Source organism: Vibrio sp. Vf1514, from assembly GCF_052076135.1.
Lineage (GTDB): Bacteria > Pseudomonadota > Gammaproteobacteria > Enterobacterales > Vibrionaceae > Vibrio > Vibrio furnissii.
The window spans coordinates 1,006,088-1,027,490 of sequence record NZ_CP197267.1 but is presented as its reverse complement, the minus strand read 5'-3'; the positions used below and the strand labels follow the sequence as shown (position 1 = coordinate 1,027,490).

Annotated in this window: 18 protein-coding genes and 1 pseudogene; 4 read left to right on the top strand and 15 right to left on the bottom strand. The window is 48.1% G+C overall.

Annotation, left to right across the window (positions count from 1 at the left end):
* The first annotated feature begins 256 nt into the window (after positions 1-256).
* Entirely contained in the window at positions 257-1,021 is a 765-nt protein-coding gene (locus tag ACS18Q_RS04775; protein WP_004726483.1) for a hypothetical protein, read from the top strand.
* A 71-nt stretch (positions 1,022-1,092) separates the two neighbouring features.
* Positions 1,093-1,875: a tRNA isopentenyl-2-thiomethyl-A-37 hydroxylase MiaE gene (gene miaE / locus ACS18Q_RS04770; RefSeq protein ID WP_441257468.1), complete on the top strand. Its 783-nt coding sequence runs from the start codon at positions 1,093-1,095 to the stop codon at positions 1,873-1,875.
* 57 nt (positions 1,876-1,932) lie between these two features.
* Here the strand turns inward: miaE and pyrF are convergent, their stop codons facing one another.
* From pyrF to ACS18Q_RS04700, 14 genes and pseudogenes are all read right to left on the bottom strand, one after another.
* Positions 1,933-2,628 carry an orotidine-5'-phosphate decarboxylase gene (pyrF, locus tag ACS18Q_RS04765; RefSeq protein ID WP_441257467.1) on the bottom strand — a complete coding sequence of 232 codons (696 nt, stop codon included), beginning with the start codon at positions 2,626-2,628 and terminating at the stop codon, positions 1,933-1,935.
* Positions 2,629-2,717: 89 nt separating this feature from the next.
* Positions 2,718-3,887 (bottom strand): lipopolysaccharide assembly protein LapB, encoded by a 1,170-nt coding sequence (lapB, locus tag ACS18Q_RS04760; protein ID WP_004726488.1) that lies wholly within the window; start codon positions 3,885-3,887, stop codon positions 2,718-2,720.
* 12 nt (positions 3,888-3,899) lie between these two features.
* Positions 3,900-4,184, bottom strand: coding sequence for a LapA family protein (locus ACS18Q_RS04755; protein ID WP_004726490.1), 285 nt, complete (start codon positions 4,182-4,184; stop codon positions 3,900-3,902).
* A 138-nt stretch (positions 4,185-4,322) separates the two neighbouring features.
* A complete protein-coding gene (gene ihfB / locus ACS18Q_RS04750; RefSeq protein WP_004726491.1) occupies positions 4,323-4,607 on the bottom strand; it encodes an integration host factor subunit beta in 285 nt (94 codons plus the stop codon).
* A 230-nt stretch (positions 4,608-4,837) separates the two neighbouring features.
* Complete coding sequence (gene rpsA / locus ACS18Q_RS04745) at positions 4,838-6,508, bottom strand: 30S ribosomal protein S1 (RefSeq protein ID WP_004726493.1); 1,671 nt, start codon at positions 6,506-6,508, stop codon at positions 4,838-4,840.
* Positions 6,509-6,612: 104 nt separating this feature from the next.
* Complete coding sequence (cmk, locus tag ACS18Q_RS04740; protein ID WP_038151335.1) at positions 6,613-7,293, bottom strand: (d)CMP kinase; 681 nt, start codon at positions 7,291-7,293, stop codon at positions 6,613-6,615.
* 181 nt (positions 7,294-7,474) lie between these two features.
* A complete protein-coding gene (locus tag ACS18Q_RS04735; protein ID WP_441257466.1) occupies positions 7,475-7,771 on the bottom strand; it encodes a ComEA family DNA-binding protein in 297 nt (98 codons plus the stop codon).
* Between the two features lie 138 nt (positions 7,772-7,909).
* Positions 7,910-9,769: a peptidylprolyl isomerase gene (gene ppiD / locus ACS18Q_RS04730; protein ID WP_055466333.1), complete on the bottom strand. Its 1,860-nt coding sequence runs from the start codon at positions 9,767-9,769 to the stop codon at positions 7,910-7,912.
* 153 nt (positions 9,770-9,922) lie between these two features.
* A complete protein-coding gene (locus ACS18Q_RS04725; protein WP_004726502.1) occupies positions 9,923-10,195 on the bottom strand; it encodes an HU family DNA-binding protein in 273 nt (90 codons plus the stop codon).
* Between the two features lie 194 nt (positions 10,196-10,389).
* The gene (gene lon, locus ACS18Q_RS04720) at positions 10,390-12,741 is read right to left on the bottom strand and encodes an endopeptidase La (RefSeq protein WP_004726504.1); all 2,352 of its coding nucleotides are present in this window, start codon (positions 12,739-12,741) and stop codon (positions 10,390-10,392) included.
* 120 nt (positions 12,742-12,861) lie between these two features.
* Positions 12,862-14,142 carry an ATP-dependent protease ATP-binding subunit ClpX gene (gene clpX, locus ACS18Q_RS04715; protein ID WP_004726506.1) on the bottom strand — a complete coding sequence of 427 codons (1,281 nt, stop codon included), beginning with the start codon at positions 14,140-14,142 and terminating at the stop codon, positions 12,862-12,864.
* An 83-nt stretch (positions 14,143-14,225) separates the two neighbouring features.
* Positions 14,226-14,852, bottom strand: a complete 627-nt coding sequence (gene clpP / locus ACS18Q_RS04710; RefSeq protein WP_004726508.1) for an ATP-dependent Clp endopeptidase proteolytic subunit ClpP — start codon at positions 14,850-14,852, stop codon at positions 14,226-14,228.
* 106 nt (positions 14,853-14,958) lie between these two features.
* A complete protein-coding gene (gene tig / locus ACS18Q_RS04705) occupies positions 14,959-16,263 on the bottom strand; it encodes a trigger factor (RefSeq protein ID WP_441257465.1) in 1,305 nt (434 codons plus the stop codon).
* 310 nt (positions 16,264-16,573) lie between these two features.
* A pseudogene (locus ACS18Q_RS04700) lies at positions 16,574-16,717 on the bottom strand (TolB protein); the annotation flags it as partial.
* Between the two features lie 69 nt (positions 16,718-16,786).
* Between ACS18Q_RS04700 and ACS18Q_RS04695 the strand changes: the two are divergent.
* Both ACS18Q_RS04695 and ACS18Q_RS04690 read left to right on the top strand, forming a co-directional pair.
* The gene (locus ACS18Q_RS04695; protein ID WP_441257464.1) at positions 16,787-18,595 is read left to right on the top strand and encodes an ATP-binding protein; all 1,809 of its coding nucleotides are present in this window, start codon (positions 16,787-16,789) and stop codon (positions 18,593-18,595) included.
* 1 nt (position 18,596) lies between these two features.
* Positions 18,597-19,934: a sigma-54-dependent transcriptional regulator gene (locus ACS18Q_RS04690; RefSeq protein ID WP_441257463.1), complete on the top strand. Its 1,338-nt coding sequence runs from the start codon at positions 18,597-18,599 to the stop codon at positions 19,932-19,934.
* A 104-nt stretch (positions 19,935-20,038) separates the two neighbouring features.
* Here the strand turns inward: ACS18Q_RS04690 and ACS18Q_RS04685 are convergent, their stop codons facing one another.
* A complete protein-coding gene (locus ACS18Q_RS04685) occupies positions 20,039-21,400 on the bottom strand; it encodes a TRAP transporter large permease (protein ID WP_014205413.1) in 1,362 nt (453 codons plus the stop codon).
* Between the last annotated feature and the right edge of the window lie 3 nt (positions 21,401-21,403).

Sequence of the window (21,403 nt, the reverse complement as noted above, 5' to 3'; positions counted from 1 at the left end):
GTTTATAGTTTATAATTATTAGTTATAACGCGTCGAGAACATAATTCAAAGCACAACCCCGAAATTGTTTTTGAATGTATTCACCTTTTTGCGTATTGAACAAAAAATTGCCACCGAGCACCCAAACTCAGCATTCTGTTGCAGTTTTTTGGTGGTAAAACAGGAATAATGAAAATTATAAAATAGTAGGTGTAGTGAAAAGTTAGGATAGTGTATCCTTCATCATTAGGCCTTGGGAAATGTAGACACGGATTATATGAATATCGGTTTAATTATCGCTCTGATTGCCATTCTGCTGGTTTTGATTCTGGGTTATAACATTATGCTCCAGTATAAAGTCAAAGTAGAAACCGCTAAGAAGCAGGAATCTTCGCGTTACCTGACGATTATTGATGCCACTGAAGATCTGATTGGCAATGCGCATCACATGCCCTTTAGTAAAGATCTCTTGGTGTGTCTGAACAATCGCATTTTGGACGCGCTACAAAGCATGTACGAGCTGGATCCGAAGAACAAGCAGTTGGCGCAGCGTATCGAAAATATGGCCGCGCAAATCAAAAACCTGCAAGACAACCATCCGGGTAATGAAAGCACAACGTTTAAAGTTCCAAGCAGTGATAAACAAGCGATCGTGATGTTGAAGTTGGTGAAGCGCCTACGCGATACCATTCGCAGTGAGCACAACAAAGGCCGCTTTGATACGCAAGCCTACGTCACAGAAAATGCGCGCTTAGAAACCATTCAAATTCGCATCAACATCGAAAACGTCATTAAGCGTTCAAATGATGCCATTGTGCGTGGCCAACCGGGCACCGCCGTGCAGCTTCTGCGCAAAGGGCTAGAAGTGTTAAGCACCAAAAATGACACCTACTCCAACCAAGCACGAGAAAAGCTACAAGGCATGTACGATGAATTACAGCAACGTCGTCAATCCAAAAGTGCGGCAGAACTGCAACAAATCGAAGAGAAAGAGCGCAATAGCGATATGGAAGCGCTCTTTGGTGAAAAGAAAAAATGGTAATATACTCGCACTAAGAGTACCGATTCATTGAAACAAAGGTCGCCAATGCGGCCTTTTTTATTAATAAGATCATGACGAATACCCCAGCAATTCAACAACTTCTAGAGCCGATTAACCAGTTCTTGCACTGCGAAACACCGGACGCGTGGATCGAAGAAGCACGCCAACCACACAACTTACCAACGTTGCTGTTGGATCACCTGCTGTGCGAGCTCAAGGCTGGCCAATCCGCCATGTACCTGATCCGCAAATATGCCGTGGATAAAGAGAGTCAACACTCGCTGTTGGAATGGTTTAAACCCTACGAAGATTTTGCGTATCGCAACACGGGATCCATTGAAACACTGAAAGGCAAAAGCCAGATTTCTAAAGCGATCATGGCGAAGTCTGCATCCCCTTACAGCCAAGACTTAATCGACAAGATGGTGTTGTTGATCAAAGAGGAGTTGCATCACTTCTATCAAGTATTGGAAATCATGGACAGCCGTGGCATCGCTTATGAATCGATTCCTGCCAGCCGTTATGCCAAAGGCTTGCTGTCACACATGAAAACTCATGAGCCACAAACGTTGATCGACAAACTGATCATCGGCGCTTACATCGAAGCCCGTTCTTGTGAACGTTTTGCGCGTCTCGCACCTCATCTTGATGACGACATCGCCAAATTTTATGTGTCCTTATTACGCTCTGAAGCGCGCCACTATCAAGATTATTTGGCCTTGGCGGAGCAAATTGCCGGTTGTGATATCAGCGCACGCATTGCTTACTTTGGCCAACTCGAAGCGGATTTAATCCTGTCAGACGATGAGGATTTCAAATTCCACAGCGGTGTTCCTACTCACCGAACCGAATAGAAAAAGGTCAGCATGTGCTGACCTTTTTGATCATGACGGTCTGGAACGTCCAAAACGTTATAGCAATGATGCGTTAATCGCCGCCAGCACCTTTGCAGGCTCCGCAGCTTGCGTGATTGGGCGGCCAATTACCAAATAGTCGGAACCGGCCTGAATCGCCTCATACGGCGTCATAATGCGGCGTTGGTCGCCGACATCAGAACCAGCAGGACGAATCCCCGGCGTCACCAGCTTAAACGCCTGCCCGAGCGACTGTTTGAGCATGGCCGCTTCCTGCGCCGAGCACACCACTCCATCTAAACCTGAGTTTTTGGTCAGGGTGGCCAGTCGCATCACTTGTTGTTGCGGCACTACATCTAGGCCAATACCAGCCAGATCACGCTGTTCCATGCTGGTCAGCACCGTCACACCGATCAGTAACGGGCGATCATTACCATAAGGCTCAAGGATTTCACGAGATGCAGCCATCATGCGTTCACCACCACTGGCATGCACGTTCACCATCCAAACGCCAAGCTCTGCAGCCGCGCGAACAGCTTTAGAACAGGTGTTCGGAATGTCGTGGAACTTGAGGTCAAGAAAAACGGAAAACCCGCGTTTGTGCAGCTCGCGTACAAACTCTGGACCAAACAAGGTAAACATCTCTTTGCCCACTTTCAATCGACAGCTTGCAGGATCGATTTTATCGACAAATGCCAGCGCATCCGCTTGATTGTCATAATCCAGTGCCACGATCACTTTTTGGTCGTTCATTTCTACTCCTAAGATACGCGTTGAGCCTAAAAAAATGCAGCCTCTACAGCTGCATGTCTTATCAAACCGGCGGTTAGCCAATTCTTTGATTATTCTCCGTCCAAACCACGAATCGGTTTGATCGAGCCCCATCCTTTACAAGATGGACAATGCCAATACAGGGAATGGGTGGAAAACCCACATCGACGACAACGATAGTGTGGTTTTGCTTTCAACTGCTCACCCACGAGCTTTTGCAGCGTCGACAAACTGGCCTTTGCCCGTCCCTCTTCCGCTTCAGCAATATGGTAGTCAATCAGGCGATAGAAGCCTTTCATGGTCGGGTTCTTCACCAACTGTCGAGTCAGTAATTCTTGCGCCGATGCCACCCCTTCATGCTGTGCCACCAATTGAGCCAGCATCAGCTCAGCCGATACACCAGCTTTATCGGAGATGCATTGGCGAAGAAACTGCACCAACTCCTGCTCTTGCCCAAGATGGTGGTAGCACTCCGCCAACGTTGGCAGCACTTCGCCGATAAAGTCGATGTCTTGATCCAACACCATTTCCATGTATTGAATCGTTTTTTTGTAGTCTTCGCTTTCTAGGTACAACTTACCCAATGAAATGCTGGCACGAACGCACTTCGGGTCTTCCTGAAGTGCCTTCTTAAAAAGTTGGATCGCTTTGTTATCGTGGCCGTCGGCTTTTTCTTGCATCGCCAATTCACACCAGAAGTGGGCAATGCTCGCTTTCATACGTTTACGCCCCATTTTGACCAGTGCATGAGCGCAATCAATGGCTTTATGCCACTCACGAGTTTGCTGATAAATTGCGGTCAATTGTTGCAGAGCCGATTCGCGGTGCTCAGGTTCATCGACCAATTGTTCGAAAATGCGTTCAGCGCGATCGAGGAAACCGGAGACCATGTAGTCTTTCGCCAACTGTTGCAGCGCTAAGTTTTTCTGTTCGATGGTTAAACCCGAACGAGAGATCAGGTTTTGGTGGATACGAATTGCGCGGTCAACCTCGCCGCGAGAGCGAAACAGGTTGCCCAATGCCAAGTGGGTATCGATGGTCTCGTTATCCACTTGCAATAGTTCAATGAAGTGATCAACCGCTTTGTCTGATTGATCAGACAAAAGCAAGTTCAACCCCGTCACGTACTGACGGGAGATCTGATGGGAATGTTTCTGCTTGTCTTGCTGGGCACTACGATTACCCATATACCACCCGTAAGCGGCGGCGATTGGCAATAACAAGAAGAGAATTTCTAACATCTAAAAACGACCTTACCCGATATTCGCTTTTTGCTCTGACACATCGTGAGACGATGTTTGTTTTTTCAGTTTTCGGTTCAGCTTGCGAATCTCAAGTTTGGATTTTAGGTGCATACTACCAAAAATGATCCAAGCGATCAGAAAGCCGATCACAAAGACCGATCCGAGCAGCGTTGACAGATGGAATTCACCCTGCGCCAACAGATAATTGAACGTCACGATCTCCTGATTTTGAGATCCTAACGCCAACGCGATCAGAAAGAGAGCAAGTAACACCACGATTTTTATTATTTTCATAATCTATTACCTATTCACGAATTGGCTACCTGATTATGCAGGAAAACCGCCCGACAAACCATGGCTATCGAGCACACACCCGCAAAAAAGCGGCACGCTAAATCAGCATGCCGCTTTATCCAAGAATCTTTACGTAAATCAGATATTTTCGTTTACACGTTCACGGAGTTCTTTGCCTGGTTTGAAGTGTGGAACGAATTTACCTTCCAACTCTACTTTCTCACCAGTTTTCGGGTTGCGCCCGACTCTTGGCTCACGATAGTGCAGGGAAAAACTGCCGAATCCACGAATTTCGATACGGTCTCCTGCCTCTAGGGTGTTTGCCATGTGCTCAAGAATATCTTTTACCGCGTCTTCGATCTCTTTTGCAGACAAATGTGTTTGCTCAGCACAGAGTCTTTCAATCAATTCAGACTTAGTCATAGTTTCCCTCATCGAGTTTTTATCCTGATTATAGTCAGTAATATCAATTCCAACAAACACTTGCTTAATATTGTAGAAAATTTCTACGGCTTAGCTAAATCTTTTTTTTGCTTACAAGATTTATTTTACTTGGCAGTTCGAGATTACAAGTCAGAGGAAAGATAAGAGAGGTGTTGAATGAAACATAAAAAAAGGAGCCTCACGGCTCCTTTTTAATTAGCGATACGGAATTATTCGCCTTTAGCAGCTTTGAAAGCGTCTGCCATTGCGTTACCGAATGCAGCGTCATCTTGTTTGTTGATAGATGCCATTGCTTCTTGCTCTTCAGCTTCGTCTTTCGCTTTGATAGACAGGTTGATTACACGGTTTTTACGGTCAACGCCAGTAAATTTCGCTTCAACTTTGTCGCCAACGCTCAGGATTAGAGAAGCGTCTTCTACGCGGTCACGAGAAACTTCAGAAGCGCGGATGTAACCTTCAACGCCATCTTCTAGCTCGATAGTTGCGCCTTTCGCGTCAACTGCAGTTACAGTACCGTTTACTAGAACGCCTTTCTTGTTGTCTGCAACGTAAGCATTGAATGGGTCATTTTCCATTTGCTTAACGCCTAGAGAAATACGCTCACGCTCTGCGTCTACTGCTAGAACTACTGCAGAGATCTCGTCGCCTTTTTTGTACTCACGTACAGCTTCTTCGCCTGGAACGTTCCAAGAGATGTCAGACAGGTGAACAAGACCATCGATGCCGCCTTCTAGACCGATGAAGATACCGAAGTCAGTGATTGACTTGATCTTACCAGTAACTTTGTCGCCTTTAGCTTGCGCTTCAGCGAATGACTGCCATGGGTTAGCTTTACACTGTTTCAGGCCTAGAGAGATACGACGACGTTCTTCGTCGATATCAAGAACCATAACCTCAACTTCGTCGCCAACATTAACAACTTTAGATGGGTGGATGTTCTTGTTAGTCCAATCCATTTCTGAAACGTGTACCAGACCTTCAACGCCTTCTTCGATTTCAACGAAGCAGCCGTAATCAGTCAGGTTAGTTACACGACCAGTCAGTTTGTGACCTTCTGGGTAACGTTTAGCGATTGCTACCCATGGATCTTCGCCAAGCTGTTTCAGACCTAGTGATACGCGAGTGCGGTCACGGTCGAACTTAAGAACTTTAACTAGGATCTCGTCACCAACGTTCACGATCTCAGATGGGTGTTTAACACGTTTCCACGCCATATCAGTGATGTGCAGAAGACCGTCAACACCGCCAAGATCAACGAATGCACCGTAGTCAGTAAGGTTCTTAACGATACCTTTAACTTCAGTACCTTCTTGTAGAGTCTCAAGAAGTTCGTCACGCTCAACGCTGCTTTCTGATTCGATAACAGCACGACGAGAAACAACAACGTTGTTACGTTTCTGGTCTAGCTTGATTACTTTGAACTCTAGCTCTTTGTTTTCTAGGTGAGCTGTGTCACGGATAGGACGTACGTCAACCAGTGAACCAGGTAGGAACGCACGGATGCCGTTCAGTTCAACAGTGAAACCGCCTTTAACTTTACCGTTGATGATACCAACAACAGTCTCAGCTTCTTCGTAAGCTTTCTCAAGAACGATCCAAGCTTCGTGACGTTTCGCTTTCTCACGAGAAAGTTGAGTTTCACCGAAACCGTCTTCTACAGCGTCTAGAGCTACGTCAACTTCTGAACCAACTTCAACTTCAAGTTCGCCAGCAGCGTTCTTGAACTGTTCAGCAGGGATAGCAGACTCAGACTTAAGACCAGCATCAACAAGAACGTAACCGTTCTCGATCGCTACTACAGTACCTTTAACGATAGTACCTTGTTGGAATTCAGTCTCGTTTAGAAACTCTTCAAAGAGTTGAGCAAAAGATTCAGTCATTTAATTAATCTTCAATAAGTAAACGTCCACGGGTGTCCTACCACATGGGGTTATTAAATTCGCCAGTCATCATCCTTGCGACCGACGCTCTTAACTGACGTGGTTTATTCCGCCAGCTTCGATTCGATATATTGTAGTGCTTTTACCACCACTTCGTCGATAGACATTTCAGTGGAATCCAGCAACAGCGCATCCTCAGCAGGGCGTAGTGGCGCCACTGGGCGGTTACGATCGCGATCGTCACGCTCTTGGATTTCGCTCAAAAGGGCGTCAAATTTAACATCAAGCCCCTTGAGTTGCAACTGCTTGAAACGACGACGGGCGCGTTCCTCCGCACTTGCATCGAGGAAAATTTTGGCTTCAGCCTGAGGGAAGACCACGGTTCCCATATCACGGCCATCGGCAACCAAGCCTTTGCCGTCGGCAAATGCGCGTTGTCTGCGCAGCAGCGCTTCACGAACACGGGGTAAAGCAGCCACTTTCGACGCAGCCATGCCGGTTTCTTCTTTGCGCAGCTCTTTCGAGACATCTTCGCCTTCCAGAATGACTTTCACCAAATCACCCTCAGCGATGAACTGAACATCCAGATGCGTCGCTAGCGGCACAAGTGCGTCTTCGGATTCGGTGTCGACACCATGATGAATTGCAGCAAGCGCAAGCACACGGTAGATGGCTCCAGAATCTAAAAGATGAAAACCGAGTTTGTTAGCCAACAGCATGCAAAGTGTGCCTTTACCCGCTCCGCTTGGTCCATCAACGGTAATCACCGGTGTATGAGAGGACATGTTTTACTCCACTTTATTTTTGTTCGCGACTGACGTTGTCTGCGATTTACCGGCGGCAAATTATAAAGGGATTCGAGGTCAGGCGCTAGGATGGATGTAAAAAAGGACGCATTTTTAAGCAAAAACTACGTAAGAAAAACTCAGATCGAAGACCTGAGTTTTTAACAGTGATAACGGCAACTTATAACAGAATGCGGTCGTTATTTTTGGCCACTATCGAAGGACCGATACCTTTTACCTGAGTCAATTCCTGTTTGGATTGAAAAGCGCCATTGGCTTCACGGTACTCGACGATGGCCTGTGCTTTTTTCAATCCAATGCCTTTGAGTAAGGTTGCCAACTCTTCGGCAGGGGCGGTGTTGATGTTGACCGTGATTTCAATTTCATCACTCACCTGCGCGCTATCAGCGGCCATCGCATGCGTGACGGGCCAACAAATCGCCAGCAGAAAGGCCAGCCAATATGTGTTGAACTTCATCTCATGTGCTCCTTGCAAATCATCAGAGCAGCGATGATAGAGCAAGCACTTTCATTCAGCACAGAGGGTTTAAACAGAAATGAAATGGGCTGCAAACGCAGCCCATTTTGTCAAACATATCAATTACACTCAGAGCAATTACTGGCTCACAGCGTAATATTTGATATCCGCATTTTGGCGCAATACGCTGAGCACACCCGCCAGATCTTGTTGAACGCCCATTCGTGCCAATTGCGCACCAATCTGCTCGTTGTATTGTGGATTCACTTTCGCTTCCACTTTATCCAACTCAACCACCACGATGTTGCCATCAAAGTCTTTCGCCTGCGCGTAAGTCACGGCACCATCAGCAGGTTTAGCCATCGCATACACCGTACCAGCCAGTGGAGAACTGCGGTCGATCATGTTCAGTTCACCGAACGCCAGTTGATGTTGTTCAAGTAATGACAGATCACCTTTTTTCAGACCATCCACCAATTGACTTGCCAACGCCAAAGCTTGTTGTTCACCTTTCAATTTCGACAGCTGCGCAACCACTTGGTCTTTCACTTCGTTCAGTGGCAATACCATTTCAGGACGAGACTCTTCAACACGAACCACAACCACGTGTTCAGGCGCCACTTCAATGGCTTCGGAGTTCAGGCCGTCTTCTTTCACTTCTGGTGATTGAATCGCTTTCAATACATCTGCATTGTTAAGCGCTTTAGGTAGCTGCTGTTCAGAGACGAAGTCCGTGCTGACGATGTGCGCAGAAATCGCTTTGGCTGCATCGTCCAGCGAATCTGGAGATTCAAACGCCACTTTTTCTAGTTCGGTCTGTAACTCATAGAACTTGTCGATCGCCTGTTGGTCTTTTAGCTCAGATTTGATGTCTGCTGCGACCTCTGCATACGGCTTCGCAACGGGCGCTTTCACATCGTCTAGTTTGATGATGTGGTACCCGAAATCTGATTTGACCAAACCACTCACGTCACCCGCTTTCTTGAGTGCAAACGCTGCGCTTTCAAACGCAGGATCCATGGTGTCATGTTCAATCCAACCTAATGAGCCACCCTCTTCTGCACTGCCGATGTCTTGCGATTTTTCTTTCGCGAGTGTTGCGAAGTCGGCACCTGCATTCAACTCGTCAAGAATGGCTTGCGCGGCTTTCTCATCATCACCCTGAATCAGAATGTGGCTCACTTGACGTTGCTCTGCAGATGAGTACTTGTCCATGTGGCTTTCATAGTACTGCTTGGCTTGCTCATCACTAATGGTGATCGCGTTCTTCAGCTGTTCAGCCGACAATTCGATGTAAGACAGTTTGACCTGTTCTGGACGCGTGTAACGTTCAGAATTTTGTTTGTAGTACTGCTCGATTTCGTCATCGCTCAGTTCAATACTTTTTGCAAACTCTGCCGGTGACAGCGTGATGGTGCGAATGTCACGCGTTTGTGTGATCAATTCACCTTGCGCTTCCACTTCACCTTTCAGTGTGAATTCGCTGCCTTGCAATGCAGACAGAAGCTGGTTACGCACGAGGTCACGACGCATGTATTCAGCGAACGAGTCAGGTGAGAAGCCAGCACGGCGTAATGCAGATTGATAGATCTCTTGATCAAATTTGCCATCGGTTTGGAACTGCGGCATATCCAGAATCATTTGGCGAATTTGGGTATCGCTCACACGTAGACCCAGCGCTTGCGCGTGTTGGTCCAATAGCAAATCGTTGATCATGCGATCCAGTACAGATTTACGGAAAGATGCGACGTATTCAGGATCTGCCAATAAATTAGAGAAGTAATCGCCCAGTTGCGATTGCATGCGATTGCGTTCGTTCTGGTAGGCTTGTTCGAATTCACCGCGGCCAATTTCTGTGCCGCCGACTTTGGCTGCTGCGTTATTGCTGCCGCTGATCAGGTAGTTACCTACCCCTGCGAAGATAAAAGAAAGGATGATTAGTCCTAGGATAATTTTTACCGCGATGCTGTTCACGCCTTCGCGTAATCGATCCATCATAGTTTTACTGCTCTCCGGGTTTGAAGTGACACACTTCAGCCAAAATTGAATAGCGCGATAATATCAGAAAAAGAAATGCGCATCAGTATGATGCGCATAATTTCAAAAGGTTCGAATTAATTTTGCCTCAAAGCGGCAAAACCATAATTCTAATTAGTTGCAAGCGTCTTTAAGTGCTTTGCCTGCTTTGAACGCAGGAACTTTAGCTTCTGCGATTTGGATTTCTTCACCAGTCTTCGGGTTACGACCTGTGCGAGCAGCGCGAGTACGGACTGCAAATGTACCAAAGCCAACAAGAGCCACCTGATCGCCAGATTGAAGCGTGTCGCTTACGGCTTCAATGAATGCATCAAGTGCACGGCCAGCTGAAGCTTTAGAGATGTCAGCGTTCGCTGCGATTTGTTCTACTAATTGTGTTTTATTCACTGTGAATTCCCCTTCGGTCACCAATTATTATTTTGTTCGGCGCCTATTTCGTTCCATTAATGTTAAAAACTGGCCTAAAGCCTTGTTACAACTGGGCTGGAGGCCTAGTGAGTAACGTTAGCGCCCAAAAAAAACGCTGACAAGCCTTTTTCAGCCTATCAGCGTAAACTTTTACTTATTTTTGCTGCACATCACTATTTTTTAGCGTCAAACTCGACACCAGTCGGGTCATTTTCAAGTGCAACCTTCAACACTTCATCGATCCAGCGTACTGGGATCACCTTCAGATCAGCGATGACATTGTCCGGAATCTCTTCCAGATCACGTTCATTGTCTTTCGGAATCAGAACCGTTTTGATGCCACCACGGTGTGCGGCCAACAGTTTTTCTTTCAGACCACCAATAGGCAAGACTTCACCACGCAGGGTAATTTCGCCAGTCATCGCCACTTCCGCTTTTACCGGATTCCCCGTCAAACATGAAACCAAAGCAGTACACATCGCGGTACCGGCACTTGGGCCATCTTTCGGTGTTGCTCCTTCCGGCACGTGTACGTGAATATCGCGTTTTTCGTAGAAATCGGGGTTGATACCCAGTTTGTCTGCGCGAGAACGTACCACGGTCATCGCCGCCTGAATCGATTCCTGCATGACATCGCCCAGCGAACCGGTTTGCGTCAGCTTCCCTTTACCCAGCATTGACTGCGTTTCAATGGTCAGCAGATCGCCCCCAACTTCGGTCCAGGCCAAGCCAGTGACCTGACCGATGCGGTTGAATTCATCCGCTTTACCAAAGTCGAAACGCTGCACGCCAAGGAACTCTTTCAAGTTCTCTTGATTCACGGTGACCGTTTTCACGCCGCCATTGAGCAGAATTTTCTTCACGGCCTTGCGACAGATCTTAGAAATCTCACGCTCTAGGCTACGCACGCCCGCTTCGCGTGTGTAGTAACGAATGATGCCAATAATTGCTGAATCTTCAATCACGATTTCGCTAGGTTTCAAACCGTTACGTTCGATCTGTTTGTTCACCAAGTGGCGTTTCGCGATATTCAGTTTCTCATCTTCGGTGTAACCCGACAAACGAATCACTTCCATACGGTCGAGCAAAGGACCTGGAATGTTCATTGAGTTTGAGGTCGCAACAAACATCACATCCGACAAATCGTAGTCCACTTCAAGGTAGTGGTCGTTAAACGAGTTGTTCTGTTCTGGGTCAAGCACTTCCAACAGCGCAGAAGCAGGGTCGCCGCGCATATCAGACGACATCTTGTCGATTTCATCCAACAGGAACAGTGGGTTTTTTACCCCAACTTTAGCCATTTTCTGAATCAATTTACCCGGCAGTGAGCCGATGTATGTACGACGGTGACCACGGATTTCCGCTTCATCACGAACACCACCCAGCGCCATGCGAACGTATTTACGCCCCGTGGCTGCTGCAATTGAGCGACCCAGCGAGGTTTTACCCACACCTGGAGGCCCAACAAGGCACAAGATCGGGCCTTTCAGCTTGTTGATACGGCTTTGTACCGCGAGGTATTCCAGAATACGTTCTTTCACGCGCTCTAGGCCGTAGTGATCAGCGTTCAAAATCTCTTCTGCTTTCGAGAGATCTTTTTTCACTTTGGAACGTTTGTTCCAAGGCACGCTCACCATCCAATCAATGTAACTGCGCACAACTGTCGCTTCGGCTGACATCGGAGACATCATTTTCAGCTTTTGCAGTTCCTGCTCAGTTTTCTCGCGTGCCTCTTTTGGCATCTTCGATTCATCGATTTTCTGTTTCAGCGCTTCGAATTCATCTGGCGCGTCATCCATTTCACCCAGCTCTTTCTGAATCGCCTTCATTTGTTCATTCAGATAGTATTCACGCTGAGATTTCTCCATCTGCTTTTTCACGCGGTTGCGAATGCGCTTTTCAACTTGCAGCAGATCGATTTCAGATTCCATTTGACCCATCAAGAATTCCAAACGCTCAGAGACGTCCAAAATTTCCAGCACTTTTTGCTTGTCGATGAGTTTCAAAGGCATGTGTGCTGCGATGGTATCGGCAAGGCGCGCCGCCTCATCGATGCCGTTCAAAGACGTCAGCACTTCCGGTGGAATTTTTTTGTTCAGCTTGATGAAGCCTTCGAACTGATTGATCGCACTGCGAACGATCACTTCTTGCTCTTTGTCATCAAGTTCTGGGGTGAGCATGTACTCAGCTTCTGCCGAGAAGAACTCACCCTCTTGGATTTGGGTGATTTTCGCGCGCTGCTGACCTTCCACAAGCACTTTCACAGTGCCATCTGGCAGTTTCAGTAGCTGGAGAATGGTTGCAACTGTACCGACATCAAATAGATCGGTGATTTTCGGTTCGTCGGTTTCCGGCTGTTTTTGCGCGACCAGAAGAACCTGTTTGTTGTTGTCCATCGCTGCTTCTAGGCATTGAATCGACTTTTCACGACCAACAAACAGAGGAATTACCATATGTGGATACACCACCACATCGCGCAGAGGTAGTACAGGGATCTCGATACGCTCGGAACGTTCCAAGTTCATATTTATCTCTCTTCCGCTTTTCTATATATCGCAGTATATGGGGGCTAACTAACTGGATTCAATGACAGAATAAAAAAAAGGAGGTATTAAATACCTCCTTTGATGTTTTAACGTTCTGTTTTACTCAGCGCCAGCGGCCTGACTTTCGCTTCCGGTGTAAATCAGCAGCGGCTCAGACTCACCGTTAATCACGGATTCGTCAATCACCACTTTCTCTACTTCGGTCATCGAAGGCAGTTCATACATGGTCTCAAGCAAAACGTTCTCAAGAATAGAACGCAGGCCACGAGCCCCTGTTTTACGCTTCATTGCACGAGCGGCAATGGCGCGAAGTGCATCTTCGCGGAACTCCAGATTCACATTTTCCAACTCAAACAGAGCAGCATATTGCTTGGTCAATGCGTTCTTTGGTTCACACAGAATTTGAATCAGTGCTTCTTGATCCAATTCTGTCAATGTTGCGGTCACAGGCAGACGACCGATGAATTCTGGAATCAAACCATATTTCACCAAATCTTCCGGTTCCACTTGAGTAAACAGCTCACTCAGTGATTTACTTTCATCTTTAGAACGAACTTCAGCACCGAAACCGATACCGGTTCCCGTTGCCACACGTTGTTCAATCACTTTATCTAGGCCAGCGAATGCACCGCCACAGATAAAGAGGATCTTCGAAGTATCTACCTGCAGAAACTCTTGTTGAGGGTGCTTACGACCACCTTGAGGTGGTACAGAAGCGACTGTGCCTTCAACCAGTTTCAAAAGCGCTTGCTGAACCCCTTCACCAGACACGTCACGCGTGATCGATGGGTTTTCAGCTTTACGTGAAATCTTGTCGATTTCATCGATGTAGACGATACCGCGTTCAGCTTTAGCAACGTCGTAATCACATTTCTGGAGCAGTTTCTGGATGATGTTTTCTACATCTTCACCCACGTAACCAGCTTCCGTCAGTGTGGTCGCGTCCGCCATAGTGAACGGTACGTCTAGGAAACGAGCCAGTGTTTCCGCCAGCAGTGTTTTACCACTACCAGTTGGACCGATAAGAAGAATGTTACTCTTACCCAGTTCCACACCTTCACTCGTTGTATCACCGTTACGTAAACGCTTGTAGTGGTTATAAACTGCAACCGCGAGCACTTTTTTCGCGTGTTCTTGGCCAATCACATAGTCATCTAGATGCTCACGAATCTCACGAGGAGTCGGCAGTGCTGAAGATTCTTTCTTCGGCAACACATCTTTGATTTCTTCACGGATAATGTCGTTACATAAGTCGACACATTCGTCACAAATGTAAACAGATGGACCTGCGATTAGCTTGCGAACTTCGTGCTGGCTTTTGCCACAGAAAGAGCAGTACAGCAGTTTACTACTACCACCCTCTTTGCTTTTGTCTGTCATTCGCTAACCTCTTAGCCTTTACTCGTTATGGTTTGAGTGTATAACAATTTGAACCAAATTGCGTTAAACAATTCCCGGAACTGTTACTCGCCGCGATGGGTCAAAAGTGCGTCCACCAAACCATAGTCTACTGCTTGTTGCGCCGACATGAAGTTGTCACGGTCGGTGTCACGTTCGATCACTTCAAGTGGCTGACCGGTGTGGTCTGCCAACAAGCGGTTCAGCTTGTTCTTGATGGTCAGGATTTCCTGAGCGTGGATCTGAATGTCTGAAGCCTGGCCTTGGAAACCACCCAAAGGCTGGTGAATCATCACACGTGAATTCGGCAGCACATAACGCTTACCTGGTGCACCACCAGCCAGCAGGAATGCGCCCATTGAACAAGCTTGTCCGATACACAGCGTGCTCACGTTTGGCTTAATAAACTGCATGGTGTCGTAAATCGACATACCCGCAGTCACGCTACCGCCCGGAGAGTTGATGTATAGGAAAATATCTTTATCAGGGTTTTCAGATTCTAAGAAAAGCAGTTGAGCCACGACAAGGTTTGCCATGTGATCTTCCACTTGACCCGTTAAGAAAATCACGCGGTCTTTTAACAAGCGAGAATAAATGTCGTATGAACGCTCTCCACGAGACGTCTGTTCCACCACCATGGGTACTAGCGCGTCAATAATTGGCGACATTACATTTTTTTCTTGGTAGCTCATAGTCTTATGTCCCTAAAATAAATGGCCCGGATGATGGGTATCACACGGACCATTGTTAGCAGAATAGGCGACGTGTCGTCAACCTTTCTACGTGACAACTTGCTTATTACGCAGCAACTTGTGGGTTCATTAGCTCGTTGAAGCTAATCGCTTTCTCAGTTACTTGTGCTTTAGCAATGATAGCGTCGATCGCTTGCTCTTCAAGAGCAACGTTACGCATGTTGTTCATCATTTGCTCGTTTTGCTCGTAGTAAGCAATCACTTCAGTTGGATCTTCGTAAGCAGTCGCCATCTCTTCGATCAGCGCTTTCACTTTCTCTTCGTCTGCTTTCAGCTCTTCAGCTTTGATCACTTCACCCAGCAGAAGGCCGACAACAACGCGGCGTTTTGCTTGTTCTTCGAACAGTTCACGTGGTAGCTGGCTAGCCGCTTCCATGTTACCGCCGAAACGTTGTGCAGCTTGCTGACGCAGTACGTTGATCTCTTGGTCGATCAGTGCAGAAGGAACGTCGATGTCGTTCTCTTTGACTAGACCTTCAATCGCTTGCTCTTTGATACGCGCTTTGATCGCTTGTTTCAGTTCGCGATCCATGTTCTTACGAACTTCTGCTTTCAGTGCGTCAACGCCGCCGTCAGCAACACCAAATTTAGCAACGAATTCGTCGTTCATTTCTGGCAGTTCACGTGCTTCAACTTTGTTCACTTTGATCGCGAACTTCGCTGCTTTACCTTTCAGGTTTTCAGCGTGGTAATCTTCTGGGAAAGTCACGTCGATTTCGAATTCCATACCTTTGGTTTTACCCGCGATACCGTCTTCAAAACCTGGGATCATGCGGCCTGCGCCCATTTCCAGAGGGAAGTTTTCAGCTTTACCGCCTTCGAATTCAACGCCGTCGATTGAACCAACGAAGTCGATAGAAACGCGTTTGCCTTCTTCTGCAGCTTCGTCAACTTCTTTCCAAGTTGCTTGTTGCTTACGCAGTGTTTCCAGCATTTCAGCCACATCAGCTTCAGTGATTTCTGCAGCTGGTTTTTCAACAGTGATGTTTTCCAGACCTTTCAGTTCAACTTCTGGGTAAACTTCGAAAGTTGCTGTAAAGACTAGATCTGCGTCTTCTTTCGCTTCCACTGGCGCAAATGTTGGTGCGCCAGCTGGGTTGATCTTTTCTTTTACGATCGCTTCGATGAAGTGGCGTTGCATCACTTCACCAAGAACGTCTTGACGTACTGCTTTGCCGTACATCTTAGCAACCATCTTCATTGGCACTTTGCCTTTACGGAAACCATCGAAACGACGGTTTTTCGCGATGTTGCGTAGTTCAGCTGACACTGCATCTTCGATGTTTGCAGCTGGAACAGTAATATTCAGACGGCGCTCTAGGCCTTCTAGCGTTTCAACAGTAACTTGCATTGTTTATAAACCTCAAAACTGGCTCAGGGCTCCTGAGCGTCATGAGCCAAAACTACGTTTCGGCTGCATCCTTGTGTTGCACTCCTAAGAGCACTTTTAACTGTAAATATTGAGCATCGATATTCAAAAGCTCAGTTAGCCTGAATACCGGACTAATGAGTGATATCTTTGTCGATTCACGTCGGATAAAGGTATCTCTGATTAGTCTCAGGACAAAAATTTAGACGCGACATTCTACCGACCTCAAGTTTAGCTGTCGAGCTAATCCCCCGTCAGGGAAAGGTCAATGTCCTAAAAACTCAACCAAGTGCTAAAAATTCCACCAGATAGAAAGTGTGGATGGCTCTGAAATGGGGACAATAAAGGCTTTTTCAAGGGAATCGAGGCTTTTTTTTCCTCAAAAGCTTAAAAAGAGATCTTGCTCTTGTTTTGCACTCTCATTTTGCCATCTTTTTGAGCACGGCAGCGACAACACCCAGTATCATGACTCCTTCAGAAGGATTGTAAATATTGGACACTCAGGATGTTGTCAATTCGTAGGCTTAGCCTGCTGTTTTTTATTGTCTTTATCACGGTAACGGCCATTGCCACGCATTTGGTTTGGCGGTATCAGTACCAGACGTTGCTGCTTGACCATCAATCACAGTTGGATAAATTCTCCAGCTTGATCACCGCCAAGTTGGACAAATACGCCCACATTCCGCGCTTACTGTCCAAAGATAAGGAACTGGTGGATGCACTCATGCACCCCACCAACACCGCTCAAATTGAAGTCACCAATCGGTATCTGGAACAGGTCAACGACGTGATTCAAGCCGCGGACACCTATCTGCTCGATCAATATGGCAACACGCTTGCCGCCAGCAACTGGAACTTAGATCGCTCGTTTATCGGCCGTAATTTCGCTTGGCGTCCCTATTTCTATCAATCGATCGCGGGGGCGAACAGCCAATATTTTGCACTTGGATCCACATCCGGGCAGCGCGGCTACTACTATGCCTACCCGGTAGTTTATGCCGCAGAAATACTCGGTGTGGTGGTGGTCAAAATGGATCTATCTGCCATCGAAGAGAACTGGCAAAACCAGCGCAGTTATTTTGTGGCCACCGACCCCAATCAAGTGGTGTTCATGTCCAGTCAGCCAGAATGGCTGTTTAAAAGCGTGGAAGACTTAAACAACGCAACACGCGATCGCATTCGCAGCAGTCGCCAATACCTCGACAAACCGATCGCCTCGCTAGGCTTAAACGGCGACTTTACCGCGCAAGAAACGGAGTGGTTCAACTATCGACAAGGTTGGATCAAAGGCGACTTTATCGTCTCCAGCCGTAGCTTGAGTAACCCCGATCTCACCATTCGCGTCCTCTCACCTAAGATGAATGTATTCTGGGATGTGTTTGGCTTTGTGATGATTCTGACCATGGTGTTTGCGATTGTCTATCTCGTGCTATTGCTTGCGCACCATCGTCAGGTGCGCCAACGCCAAATTGAGCAATTGCAGGTGGAAGCCAAACAGAAGCTAGAATTTTTGGTGATGGAACGCACCGCCAAACTGCACGCTGAAATCGACGAACGCATTCGAGCCGAACAAGCGTTACGTCAAACGCAAAACGAGCTGATTCAAGCGGCCAAATTGGCGGTACTCGGTCAAATGTCGGCCAGTATCAGTCACGAACTGAATAACCCATTGGCCGCGATTCGTAGCTTTGCCGATAATGGCCGTCGTTTTCTCGCCAGCGGCAAGTCAAAGCGCACCGATGAAAACCTCGCGCGCATTTCTGGCCTCACCGAGCGCATGGCGAAAATCAGTGAGCAGTTGAAATCTTTTGCACGCAAAAGTAGCAGCGATGAAACCGCGGACGTCCAACTCTACCCGATTGTGGTGTATGCCAAAGAGCTGATGCAGCCCCAGTTCAAATCGCACTATATCGACCTCAACATTCAGACGCCGCAAGCGCCTGTGTGGGCCAGTGTCAATCCGATTCAGTTGGAACAGGTTCTGATCAACCTGCTGACCAACGCCATGCAGGCTTTGGACGGGCAAGAATCTCGATGCGTCGCCATCACGCTGCTGAGCGAAGAGGACGGCACGCTGATTCATGTCGATGACAACGGCCCCGGCCTTGGCCAAGACAAAATTGAGCATCTGTTCGAACCGTTTTTTACCACCAAACAGAATGGGTTGGGGCTGGGTTTGTCGATTTCCCAACAAATTATGCAAAGCATGAATGGCAACCTCACCGCATCAACTTCGCCCCTTGGCGGCGCGCGCTTCACCATTCATTTGCCTGCATTGGCCGCCCCCACCACAGAATCAACGCAAGGAACGTAATATGTGCGACGTATTTTTTATCGACGATGAAACCGATATTCGCATTGCCATTGAACAGAGTTTTGAACTGGCAGATATTCGCGCGCGTTTTTTTGCCAGCGCCGAAGAAGCGCTGCTGGCCATCAAACAAGCGGGGTTACCGCTGGTGGTGGTGACCGATATTTGTTTACCGGGATTGAGCGGTCAAAACCTGCTGGCTACCATTCGTCATCAAGACGCGGACGTACCCGTGATTTTAATTACCGGGCACGGCGATATTTCGATGGCAGTACAAGCAATGCACGACGGCGCCTACGACTTCATCGAGAAACCCTTCGCCCCCGAGCGCTTGATGGAAACTGTCAGCCGCGCGATGGAAAAGCGCAAACTGACGATCGAAAACCAACAGCTCAAACGTAGCCTGAAAGCCAGCCAAACACTTGGCCCGCGTATCATCGGCGAAACCGCTAGCATTCAAGAACTGCGCGAGACCATTGCGCATATCGCCGATACCGATGCTGACATTTTGCTGTTTGGCGAAACTGGCACAGGAAAAGAACTCATTGCCCGTTCGCTACATGAACAGAGCTCGCGCCGCGAGCAGAATTTCGTTGCAGTCAACTGCGGCGCAGTGCCGGAAAATCTGATTGAAAGTGAGCTGTACGGCCACGAAAAAGGGGCGTTTACTGGCGCCGATGCCAAACGCATCGGTAAGTTTGAACACGCACAAGGCGGCACCCTGTTTCTGGATGAAATTGAATCCATGCCGATGCAGGCGCAAATCCGTTTGCTGCGTGTGCTGCAAGAGCGCGTGATTGAACGAGTCGGTTCGAACGAGCTCATTCCACTGAATATTCGGGTGATTGCTGCCACCAAAGTCGATCTGCGACAAGCGGCGATGGAAGGGACATTTCGTCAAGATCTTTACTATCGACTCAACATCGTCACGCTCGATTTACCACCGCTTCGCGAGCGCAAAGAAGACATTCCAACCCTGTTTCACCATTTTCTGCTCGTTGCCGCCGCACGCTATGGCAAAGCCGCAACGGCGCTCGCCAGCCAAGATCTACAACATTTGATGAATCACGACTGGCCCGGCAACGTGCGAGAGCTGCGCAATGTGGCCGAGCGATTTGTGCTGCTGGGCAAACTAGCACAATTGGATGACGCACCGACCACCACCCTCAGCCTAAGCCTAACCGACCAAGTGGCCGAATTTGAAAAAGTCGCCATCGAAAAAGCGCTGGTTGAGTGCAACGGCAGCATCAAACACACCATGGAAGTGCTGGCGATTCCGCGTAAAACCCTATACGACAAAATGCAGAAATATCGCATTGATAAAGAGATGTACAAAGCCTGAGCAGGCTTGGCGAACGAAGAACAGGCTTGGCGCCCTCGCGAAGGAGGTCGCACAAGCCTGTGAACAAGGAAGTCTAACTTTTCTAAATCATGCACGGCACGGGATTACTTGGTGATAATTTCCGGTCCCATCAGCATGGTCGGTAACCACGTCGAAACCCAAGGCACGTACGTGACGATAAGCAGGAACAAGAACATCACACCAACCCATGGCAGTGCCGCCTTGACCACATTCATCATCGACATTTTCGCCACCCCGGCGGTGACAAATAAGTTGAGCCCGACCGGCGGCGTGATCATGCCGATTTCCATGTTCACCACCATCATGATGCCAAGGTGAATCGGGTCAATACCCAATGCAATCGCGATAGGGAACACCAGTGGCGCCACGATGATCAGCAGACCGGATGGCTCCATAAACTGGCCACCAATCAGCAGCAACACGTTGACCACAATCAGGAAGGTGATCGGGCCTAAGCCTGCCGACAGCATTGATTCGGTGATCATTTGCGGTACACGCTCTTCCGTAAGCACGTGTTTCAGAATCAGCGCATTGGCGATGATGAACAGCAACATGATGGTCAATTTACCGGCATCAAATAACGTGGCTTTGGTGTCTTTATGGATGAGTGACTCAAACACTTTGACGATCGCCGGTTTGGTGTTGGTCTTGTCGGCAAACGGCCCCATGTCGCGGTAGATAAAGTTGGCGATCAGAAATGAGTACACTGCCGCAACTGCCGCCGCTTCAGTGGGCGTGAAAATCCCCCCGTAAATGCCCCCCAGAATGATGACCACCAGCAGCAAGCCCCAGCTCGCATCTTTCGCGGCTGCTATCGCCTCTTTCCAGCCAACAAACGGCTGTTTAGGCAGATTTTTCACACGCGCCGTGATGTAAATCGCGATGATCAGCATCAAACCCGCCAGCAAGCCCGGAATCACGCCACCGAGGAACATACGGCCAACTGATACGTTGGTCGCCGCCGAGTACACCACCATCACAATCGAGGGCGGGATCAAAATGCCCAACGTACCCGCGTTACAAATCACGCCAGCGGCGAATTCTTTGGTGTAACCATTTTTCACCATGCCCGCAATCACGATACTACCGATCGCCACCACGGTAGCCGGTGACGAACCCGACAGCGCCGCGAACATCATACACGCCACCACGGAAGCGACCGCCAAACCACCACGGAACCAACCCACCATCGCAATCGCAAAGCGAATAATCCGTTTTGCCACACCACCGGTCGACATGAAACTGGATGCCAAAATAAAGAACGGAATCGCCAGCAAGGTGTAGTGCCCTTCAAAGGCGTTAAACAACGTTTGTGCCACCGACGCGAGGGACGCTTCAGAGTGCCACATCAAAAACAGAATACTGGACAATCCCAGTGAGACCGCGATCGGCACGCCTGCAAGCATGAAGCCAACCACCATCAAAAATAACAGCAAAATCGCCATGGT

Excerpts from the sequence above, each read along its gene's own strand:
- clpP (WP_004726508.1), bottom strand. The coding sequence starts at position 14,852 with ATGAGCTACCAAGAAAAAAATGTAATGTCGCCAATTATTGACGCGCTA.
- rpsA (WP_004726493.1), bottom strand. The coding sequence starts at position 6,508 with ATGACTGAATCTTTTGCTCAACTCTTTGAAGAGTTTCTAAACGAGACT.
- ACS18Q_RS04690 (WP_441257463.1), top strand. The coding sequence starts at position 18,597 with ATGTGCGACGTATTTTTTATCGACGATGAAACCGATATTCGCATTGCC.
- tig (WP_441257465.1), bottom strand. The coding sequence starts at position 16,263 with ATGCAAGTTACTGTTGAAACGCTAGAAGGCCTAGAGCGCCGTCTGAAT.
- ACS18Q_RS04685 (WP_014205413.1), bottom strand. The coding sequence starts at position 21,400 with ATGGCGATTTTGCTGTTATTTTTGATGGTGGTTGGCTTCATGCTTGCA.
- lon (WP_004726504.1), bottom strand. The coding sequence starts at position 12,741 with ATGAACTTGGAACGTTCCGAGCGTATCGAGATCCCTGTACTACCTCTG.
- miaE (WP_441257468.1), top strand. The coding sequence starts at position 1,093 with ATGACGAATACCCCAGCAATTCAACAACTTCTAGAGCCGATTAACCAG.
- ACS18Q_RS04775 (WP_004726483.1), top strand. The coding sequence starts at position 257 with ATGAATATCGGTTTAATTATCGCTCTGATTGCCATTCTGCTGGTTTTG.
- lapB (WP_004726488.1), bottom strand. The coding sequence starts at position 3,887 with ATGTTAGAAATTCTCTTCTTGTTATTGCCAATCGCCGCCGCTTACGGG.
- ACS18Q_RS04755 (WP_004726490.1), bottom strand. The coding sequence starts at position 4,184 with ATGAAAATAATAAAAATCGTGGTGTTACTTGCTCTCTTTCTGATCGCG.
- cmk (WP_038151335.1), bottom strand. The coding sequence starts at position 7,293 with ATGTCCTCTCATACACCGGTGATTACCGTTGATGGACCAAGCGGAGCG.
- ACS18Q_RS04695 (WP_441257464.1), top strand. The coding sequence starts at position 16,787 with ATGTTGTCAATTCGTAGGCTTAGCCTGCTGTTTTTTATTGTCTTTATC.
- ACS18Q_RS04735 (WP_441257466.1), bottom strand. The coding sequence starts at position 7,771 with ATGAAGTTCAACACATATTGGCTGGCCTTTCTGCTGGCGATTTGTTGG.
- ppiD (WP_055466333.1), bottom strand. The coding sequence starts at position 9,769 with ATGATGGATCGATTACGCGAAGGCGTGAACAGCATCGCGGTAAAAATT.
- clpX (WP_004726506.1), bottom strand. The coding sequence starts at position 14,142 with ATGACAGACAAAAGCAAAGAGGGTGGTAGTAGTAAACTGCTGTACTGC.
- pyrF (WP_441257467.1), bottom strand. The coding sequence starts at position 2,628 with ATGAACGACCAAAAAGTGATCGTGGCACTGGATTATGACAATCAAGCG.
- ihfB (WP_004726491.1), bottom strand. The coding sequence starts at position 4,607 with ATGACTAAGTCTGAATTGATTGAAAGACTCTGTGCTGAGCAAACACAT.